This window comes from Shewanella sp. S1-58-MNA-CIBAN-0166, assembly GCF_040310085.1.
Lineage (GTDB): Bacteria > Pseudomonadota > Gammaproteobacteria > Enterobacterales > Shewanellaceae > Shewanella.
This window is the reverse complement of the sequence record NZ_JBEOPN010000058.1, coordinates 1-9,095: the sequence shown is the minus strand read 5'-3', so window position 1 is coordinate 9,095 and position 9,095 is coordinate 1. Positions and strand designations below refer to the sequence as shown.

Sequence of the window (9,095 nt, the reverse complement as noted above, 5' to 3'; positions counted from 1 at the left end):
TTGCTTGGTTTTTAGTATGTGATCTTTAAAGCGCAAGAGATTAACACCTGGGTTCCGGCTCAAAAGCGCTACCGGAAAGACGTGCGGGTGGGTGTTATAGGAATGACGTGATAATGAACGCTACCGGATGTAGTGGTAGTGGACGTTAGTTAAATGATGTGCGTTTGGGCGCTGCAGTAATGACGTGCAGGTGGGTGTTACAGGAATGACGTGATATTGGGCGTTAGTTAAATGATGTGCGTGAGGATTCCTAATGCCTTGTTGTTGTGACTCTTACTTCACAGCCCGTCATCCTCGAATGCTTGTATCCCGGCTCAGAAACGCTACCGGGACGGATCCAGGTGTTGTTTTGTTTGTTGCATGTGATCTTTAAAGCGTAAAGCATTAACACCTGGATTCCGGCTCAAAAGCGCTACCGGAATGACGTGATAGTGGGTGTTACATGAAGAAAGTGCGGGTGGATGTTCAGGAATGACGCGGTACTTGGCGTTCCCGCAATTAAGTGATAACAAGCGCTACAGGAATGAAGTGGTACTGGACGTTCCAGCAATGATGTGAATGAGATCGTTACCTTAATGACATAAATGCTCATCGTTTTCACCTTCGAGTAGTTTGACAATCACATCAACGCTTTTCCTTTAAGCAGTTTACGCAGCCACATTCTGTTGGGGCTAAGCAGTGCTTGTAGCTCTATGCTTAATGGTGACAGTTCACCGCATAAGTTCGCTGCTAAGCATTCGGCGACTAATGGGCCTGAGCTTAGGCCGCGTGAGCCTAGTCCTCCTAACACATATAATCCGTCATAAATTGGTGCTGGTGTTATTTGCCAATAACGCTGCCATAGACTGGGTTTGTCCTTCGATTGCTGCTGAACAGCATAGCGTGTAAATAACGCTTCAACATCAGGTGCGCAACCCATTACTGGGAAGTGATCGCGACTGACCATCCTTACGCCGACTCTGGCATCGTTGTTTGAAACATCAATATCATTAGGCCAGTTTGAATTAGGAAAGCTTTGTTGCATTTTTAGGCTGTTTTCATGCTGCTCTATCGGGCAAAAATCAAGATGCTGTGGGTCTTTTACATAACTTGCTCCAACGCAATGTAATTGGTTATGTTGTGGCGTTAAATAACCATTGGCGCAGATAACAGTATTAAGCTGTGCCAGTTCACCTTGTGGCGGTACATGGCTTACTTGACCTCTAAAACCAGTGATTTGCAGGTTTTTTGTCTGTTTATACTGGGTAAGTTGAGCTCCAGAGGCGATGACGACCTGTTCGTGGGTTGCTATAGGGGTATTATTCCCGGCACTAAACAGTTGCCACCCTGATGAGTGTGATTCAAGTGAGCTAATATCGCTATTATAAATAACGCGAACCTTGGTTAATGTTTGTGCTTTGGCAATGCTAGCTTGTGCGAATTCAAACGGACAAGCCCAGCCTCCTAATGGGTAGTAAAAGCCAGATTTATCAATCTCGACGTTAGCAAGTCGTGTGGCTTGGTTTGGACTTACTGCAAAAGCAATTTCAGTTGGCCATGCTTGGCCATCAATAATTTTATCCAATCTTGTTTGGCTACGTTGATCGAAACCTGTATGTAATACACCGCACCACTCATGTCCTATTTCATATTCATTATCAACTAATGCCTGAATTCTGCGTCGACTGTATAGGAAGGCTTGTTGGAAAAATTGGCTTAGCGATCCATTTTCTGGCGTAAGTAAGGGATAAATGGCACCTTGTTTGTTACCAGATGCGCCTTGTCCTAATGTGTCATCTTTGCAATAAATAATCACATCTTTGCCGCGCTCAGCCAGAGATAAAGCAAGACTTGCAGAAGCGATACCGCCCCCTATAATAGCTATAGGGCTGTTGTTATTAGAATGTAACGGTGGCAATGGGTTATAAGCAAACTGTTGCTGTAGTTGTTGTCTTAGTGCGTTACGTTCTGCTATAGCAATGTCATCATTGGATTTTGATGATGTGGTTGATAAAAAACCGCATAGTGCTAGTTGCTTTTTAATAGCCGGAGCGACATCGGTATCATTTGTGCTGGCTGCTAAAAATGTTGCATTATCAACACTGAGCCGACCATATTGCCAAAGTGAACTTTGATTAAAATAATGATCTGAATAAGCCTCTTGGTTCGTATGGGGTAGGGCAAACCAATGTGTTATCCTTTGTTTACTAGGCGTGGCAACGACTTTGGCTTGCGCTAGTGGCGAGCCTTGATACAGGTCTATGATAAGTTGGTTTTGAAGTAGACCCAGTCGTTGACAACCTTCGATGGCTGCAATTTCACCATTGAGTAGTGCTTGGGTAAAATCGAATAAATGATGGTCTGAATTAAGTAGCCCTTGTTGTTGCCATTTGTATTCTAGTTGCTTACGATTTACTGGGCTTTGTTCAAATACACTGATGTGAATTCGAGTTTTTTGCTGTTTCAAAGGGTTTTGCAGGTTAGCCTCTTGCAAGGCTGCCAGTAATAGTATTATTTCGTGGCCATCGCCAAAACCGAGTTGGCCTAGCGTTAATAAATGTGGTTGAGTATTTGTGGCTGCTATTTTATCGTCACCGCTTTGCAATACTTCGGCGATATACTGCTTAAAAATATGGAGATATCGGCTATTTTGATTGACGTTGTTGCCCAGTAATTCACAAATATGCAACTCGTGTAAATTCGGGGATACAGATAATAAAGGTGTTTTATTCAAAATATTTTACTCAGGGCCGATAACTTGGCATTATTTTACCTGCGTTTATGGAAAGCTGACCACTTAATTGCTTCAAAGCAGCTATGATTGCCGCAATTAAGTACCGACATGTACCAAATGGATAGCATAAAAATGAAAAGAGTCGTGATCACCGGAATGGGTGTTGTTTCAAGTATCGGTAATAACAAGCTAGAAGTGACTGATTCACTTAAAGCGGGTCGTAGCGGTATTACTCACTCGGCACAGTTTGAAGAAATGCAATTACGTAGCAAAGTTTGGGGTGACATTAAAATGAACCCAGCTGATCATATCGATCGTAAAGCACTACGCTTTATGGGCGATGCTGCTGCATATGCTTACATTGCTATGCAGGAAGCGATTGCTGACGCTAACTTAACAGAAGAGCAATATTCTAATTTCCGTGTCGGCTTGATTGCTGGAACGGGTGGCGCATCTTCAAAAAACCAAGTTCAGGCTGCTGATACACTTCGTGAAAAAGGTGTTAAGCGTGTAGGCCCTTATATAGTGCCTCGTATTATGTCCAGTACTGCAAGTGCTTGCTTGGCGACACCATTTAAAATTAAAGGCACGAGCTATTCAATCAGTTCAGCTTGTGCCACTTCAGCTCATTGTATTGGCCATGCCGTTGAACTTATCCAAATGGGTAAGCAAGATATGGTTTTTGCTGGCGGTGCTGAAGAAGTCGATTGGACACTCACTATGGGCTTTGATGCTATGGGAGCACTATCGACTAAGTACAATGACACGCCTGAAAAAGCGTCTCGTACCTATGATGCCGATCGTGATGGTTTTGTTATTTCTGGCGGCGGCGGTATCGTTGTTGTTGAAGAATTAGAACATGCCTTAGCACGTGGTGCGAAGATTTATGCTGAGATTGTTGGTTATGGTGCCACATCTGATGGCTACGACATGGTTGCTCCGTCTGGAGAAGGTGCCGTACGTTGTATGCAGATGGCATTAGCTGATGTCGATACACCAGTTGATTACATCAACACTCATGGTACTTCTACTCCTGTAGGTGACATGCGTGAACTTGAAGCATTGCGCGAAGTGTTTGGCGATAACATGCCTCCTATCGCATCAACTAAATCAATGACAGGCCATGCTTTAGGTGCTGCGGGTGTTCATGAAGCGATTTACAGCTTAATCATGATGGAAGACAGTTTTATTGCTCCAAGCATTAACATTGACAACCTAGATGAAAAAGCAACTGGCATGCCAGTAGTTCGTGAAATGCGCAAAGCAGAATTGAACACCATCATGAGCAATAGCTTTGGTTTTGGTGGCACTAACGCAACGTTAGTCATGCGTAAATATAAAGCATAAAACCTCATTAGTGGGGCAACCCGCGAATGATTTGAAAGCCAGCATCGGAAACGATACTGGCTTTTTTTATTGCTTTTTGCATAGAGAAAAAGCGATAACAGGCGGTAACAAGTGATTACAAGCGAACGCTGCGCTTATGGAAAGACTAAATGCCTAGATGCTAGTTCGCTTTACGGCTAGAAGCTATAAAAGCGAAAGCGATGTAAGCGTATATCGGAGTTATTTGTCGGTTGTTTCTGATGTTAACCGCTTAGCTTTTATAACCGCGAAGCGAACTAGCAGGACGAAGTCCGCTCTAGCATCCAGGTTTAGTCAGCGATAACATTCAGCGCTATTTGCCATGACGGAGTGGGTGAGTTTGGTATAAGATACTAGTTATAAAAAAACGCGATGTGATGTCGTTAAACTCGCAGTGAATAAGATACCCAAATGAAAATAATTGCCGATGAAAACATGCCTTATGTTGATGCCTTGTTTGGCTATTTAGGCAAGATTGAATATGTAAATGGCCGAACCTTGACGGCTAAACAAGTTGAAGATGCCGATGTGTTACTGGTGCGTTCGGTGACCAAAGTGAATGCTGCGTTAATTAAGAATGCGCATAAACTTAAATTTGTGGGTAGCGCGACAATTGGTACCGATCATATTGATGTTGATTATCTTTCGTTGCGCAATATTTATTTTACTAATGCCCCAGGGTGTAACGCGACTGCAGTAGGTGAGTATGCATTTATTGCCATGCTGGAGTTAGCGCAACGTTTCGGTGAGTCTCTAGCCGGTAAAGTGGTTGGGATTGTGGGCGCGGGTAATACCGGCACCGCAGCCGCGAAGTGTATGCAAGCTTATGGGCTAAAAGTATTGTTATGCGATCCCATTAAAGCATCGCAAGGTGATACCCGAGAGTTTGTGTCGCTAGACACTATTATTGAGCAAGCCGATATAATCAGTCTGCATGTGCCTATCACTAAAGACGGTGAGTACAAAACCTGGTACTTGTTTGATGAAACTCGACTGAATAAGCTAAAGCCTAATACTTGGTTACTAAATTGCTGTCGAGGCGAGGTTATTGACAACCGAGCGCTGATCAAGTTTAAACAACAACGTGATGATGTAAAGCTGGTACTTGACGTGTGGGAAGGTGAACCTAACCCAATGACCGAATTAGTCGCCTTGGCAGAGTTTGCTACGCCGCATATTGCAGGTTATAGCCTTGAAGGCAAAGCCCGTGGTACGTTTATGTTGTATCAAAAGTGGTGTGAGTTACTCGATTTTCCGGTGAAAAAATCATTAGAAAGTTTATTACCGGCATTTCAATTTAACCAAATTGTAAATCAAGGTGATTTAACTGAAAGCCAATTGCTGAAATTGTCGCGTTTGGTCTATGATTTGCGTGATGATGACTTTAGTTTTAGAGGATGTTTTTCAACAGCGACAGGTTTTGATTTAATGCGTAAAAACCACACTTATCGTCGTGAATATAGTGCTATCTCGTTAGCTCAATCTGTGGACTATTTATCTGATGGTACGATTAACCCACCGATGTTGAGTGCTTTAGGCTTTAATTAATTAGTGAAAGTATATAAGGCCGATATTGCCAATAGAACGACAGATTGAAGCTAAAAAACAGTAATTTTAACCAGTTGAGAAAAAATCACTTCAAAGTCGGCTTTTTTAGTACATTAACCCTAGTAAAGCACAACTAAACTAGGGTAGATTGATTGTTCAAACTGGATAATATGGAGTCGAGCGTTAATTATGTCTCAGGAATTTAATGTAGTCGTTTTAGGTGCATCGGGCGCAGTGGGTCAAACAATGATTGAGATCCTCGAGCAGCGTAATTTTCCGGTTGCTAAGTTGTTTCCATTAGCGAGCAGTCGCAGTGCTGGCGAAACAGTCAGTTTTCACGGTAAACAAGTTGAAATTCTTGACGTAGAAACGTTTGATTGGACCCAAGCACAAATTGGCTTCTTTTCTGCTGGTGGTGATGTGTCTGCTAAATGGGCGCCGATTGCGGGTGATGCAGGTTGTGTTGTTATCGATAACACCTCACATTTTCGTTACGACGTAGATGTGCCCCTGGTGATACCTGAAGTTAACCCAGAAGCCATTGCTGATTTTCGCAATCGCAATATCATCGCTAATCCTAATTGTTCAACGATTCAGATGTTAGTGGCTCTTAAACCTATTTATGATGCTTTTGGTATTTCACGTATTAACGTAGCGACCTACCAGTCTGTGTCGGGAACCGGTAAAAAGGCGATTGATGAGCTAGCGGGTCAAAGTGCTAAATTATTGCAAGGTTTACCGTCTGAGCCGACAGTTTACCCAAAGCAAATTGCCTTTAACGTATTGCCTCAAATTGATGTGTTTATGGAAAATGGCTACACCAAAGAAGAAATGAAAATGGTGTGGGAAACGCAGAAAATTTTTGGTGATGACGAAATTGTGGTTAATCCAACAGCTGTGCGTGTGCCTGTTTTTTATGGTCATTCTGAAGCTATCCACATTGAAACTCGTCAACCTGTTGATGCAGAAGATGTTAAAGCCGTTTTACGTGATGCACCAGGCGTAGAATTGTTTGATGATGATAGCGAATATCCAACCGCGGTAACTGAAGCTGCAGGTAATGATCCTGTTTATGTTGGTCGTGTTCGTAAAGATATTTCACACTCTCACGGTATAAATTTATGGGTTACTGCCGATAACATTCGTAAGGGTGCAGCATTAAACAGCGTACAAATTGCCGAGATTTTGATTAGAGATTACTATTAATTACGCTTTAACAATGTGTAATGACTTAATCAACAACGCGATTTAGTTTAAAAAGCCTGCAATGCGCAGGCTTTTTCCGTTTTACTGAGCCCAATAGTAGCAGGTGTGGTGAATCTAGTTTATAGTCGTAAACATATCATTTTTAACATCAATAACATCGAAATTGCCTGTAAAATTGGCTCACGATTGATGTGACTCGATACAGTTAACGACCATAATACTAACGATAAAAATTGCCTAAAGCCTGTTGCCAAATCGGTAACTCAATAGCGCTAAAAGGGAAGGATGGGATGACTTTGCGTACTTCATATATTGTGGGTTTGATTGCCTGCACAGCGGTTGGTTTAACCAGTGTACAAATTATTGAGTCTGCACAGGCAGAAACGCTCAAAATTACTGGGCCCAATGGCGAGGTTAAACAACAAGCGAAACGGCAATATGGTCCGACGACATCAAGAGATACGTTTTGGAGTATTGCGCAAAAAGTCAGACCCAGTGATAAGGTCAGTATTTATCAAGTGATGGCGGCGTTATTTGACGCGAATCCACATGCTTTTAGTGGTAATAATTACAATACATTAGAACGAGGGATGATATTACTTATTCCTTCTGTAGATGTGATAGCCGCTATACCCAATGATGTTGCTAAACGCCGTGCTGAACAAGATGACCGCCGCGCTAGCAGACAAACCCAGCCTCGTCCCGTTATTAATAAACCTATTCAATCCCCTATAGTCGAAACGCCTAAAAAGCCTACTGCTGCAAAACCACTGCAAATAGTTCAGCAAACACCTGCTGTAGCGGTTCAAACCAAAGCGATTAATGAGGCTAATGCGGTTGTCGTAAATGATCTCAATAGCACCTTAGATAAAGCTAATGCAAAAACGTTGATGGTCACGGATGAGCTAGCGCGCGCGCAAGATGAATTAATGGTCAGTAATAATGACAATCAAGCGTTGAAAAACAAAATTGAACAAATGTCATTAAACATTTCCTCGCTTGAAGAAGATCTACAACTGTTACGCGAGAAGTATGAAGCTTTAAACTCAGAAAATAAAAAACTCGTAGATCAAACCGAAAATGCGGAACCCGTAGTAGAAGAACCCACTGACTTTTGGCGTAGCCTAATGGATAACACCATTTTGTTGATCCTTGCCGCCTCGATTCCTCTGTTAATTATCTTCGGGCTTATTTTCTGGTTGCTCAGTCGCCGAAATAAAAAGTCTCAACAATCTGAAGTGAAAACAGCAACCCAGTCTGAACAAGAGTCTGCAACAGGCAGTGATGACTTAGATGACTCTGATGATATTGTGGTCCATTTAGATTCAAGTGATGAAGATTCAATTGATGATTTATTGGATTTAGACAGCGTAGATTTACAGCCTGAAATCCAAATGGAAGATGATGCCGAGATGGATATGGCGTCTGATATGTTTGTTAGTGAAACAGAAATAGAAGACGAAGAAGGGACCTCATTAGACGATTTATGGGCAGAGGCTATGGAAGATCAAGATTCTGATCTTGAACCTCTTGAAGATGATGATGATCTCGATAGTCTACTTGCTGGATTAGATGATAAGCCTGCTGCAACCCTAAATTCTGCTGCACCAGAGGATGATTTAGACAGTTTGTTGGCGGGTTTAGATGAAGATACTGGAAAAGATGAAACTGATGATCTAGATGCTTCAGCAGAAAATGATATTGATTCGCTATTAGCTGAGTTTGATATGCCTGCAGAGCCAGATGATGTGGCTGCGGCAGCAGTAAAATCAGCAGACACAAGCGCGGATGACGATATCGATGCATTGTTAGCTGAGTTTGATATGCCTGCAGAGTCGGATGATGTTGCCGCTGCCGCAGCAGTAAAATCAGCAGACACAAGTGCGGAAGATGATATCGATGCATTGTTAGCTGAGTTTGATATGCCAGCGGAGTCGGATGATGTTGCCGCTGCCGCAGCAGTAAAATCAGCAGACACAAGCGCGGAAGATGATATCGATGCATTGTTAGCTGAGTTTGATATGCCAGCGGAGTCGGATGATGTTGATACCGAAACACCGGTCAAATCAGCTCAAGCAAACGCGGATGACGATATCGATGCATTGTTAGCTGAGTTTGATATGCCTGCAGAGCCAGATGATGTGGCCGCCGAAACACCGGTAAAATCAGCTGAAGCAAAAGCGGAAGACGATATCGATGCATTGTTAGCTGAGTTTGATATGCCTGCAGAGCCAGATGATGTGGCCGCCGAAACACCGGTAAA

5 protein-coding genes are annotated in these 9,095 nt (G+C 42.7%); 4 read left to right on the top strand and 1 reads right to left on the bottom strand.

Annotated elements, in window-relative coordinates; genetic code table 11:
- Positions 1–619: 619 nt before the first annotated feature.
- Complete coding sequence (gene mnmC1, locus AAEY99_RS20855; RefSeq protein WP_351011881.1) at positions 620–2,713, bottom strand: FAD-dependent 5-carboxymethylaminomethyl-2-thiouridine(34) oxidoreductase MnmC1; 2,094 nt, start codon at positions 2,711–2,713, stop codon at positions 620–622.
- A 132-nt stretch (positions 2,714–2,845) separates the two neighbouring features.
- Here mnmC1 and fabB point away from each other — a divergent pair, with 132 nt between their 5' ends.
- The 4 genes from fabB to AAEY99_RS20835 all read left to right on the top strand — a co-directional run.
- The gene (gene fabB / locus AAEY99_RS20850; RefSeq protein ID WP_162024366.1) at positions 2,846–4,060 is read left to right on the top strand and encodes a beta-ketoacyl-ACP synthase I; all 1,215 of its coding nucleotides are present in this window, start codon (positions 2,846–2,848) and stop codon (positions 4,058–4,060) included.
- Between the two features lie 429 nt (positions 4,061–4,489).
- Positions 4,490–5,626, top strand: coding sequence for a 4-phosphoerythronate dehydrogenase (locus AAEY99_RS20845; protein ID WP_351011879.1), 1,137 nt, complete (start codon positions 4,490–4,492; stop codon positions 5,624–5,626).
- A gap of 189 nt (positions 5,627–5,815) precedes the next feature.
- Positions 5,816–6,832, top strand: a complete 1,017-nt coding sequence (locus AAEY99_RS20840; protein ID WP_011636866.1) for an aspartate-semialdehyde dehydrogenase — start codon at positions 5,816–5,818, stop codon at positions 6,830–6,832.
- Positions 6,833–7,122: 290 nt separating this feature from the next.
- The coding region (locus AAEY99_RS20835) for a FimV/HubP family polar landmark protein (protein ID WP_351011877.1) at positions 7,123–9,095 on the top strand (1,973 nt) is incomplete at its 3' end.

Bases quoted from the DNA above. Each gene is read 5' to 3' on its own strand.
- fabB (WP_162024366.1), top strand. From the start codon at position 2,846: ATGAAAAGAGTCGTGATCACCGGAATGGGTGTTGTTTCAAGTATCGGT.
- AAEY99_RS20845 (WP_351011879.1), top strand. From the start codon at position 4,490: ATGAAAATAATTGCCGATGAAAACATGCCTTATGTTGATGCCTTGTTT.
- AAEY99_RS20840 (WP_011636866.1), top strand. From the start codon at position 5,816: ATGTCTCAGGAATTTAATGTAGTCGTTTTAGGTGCATCGGGCGCAGTG.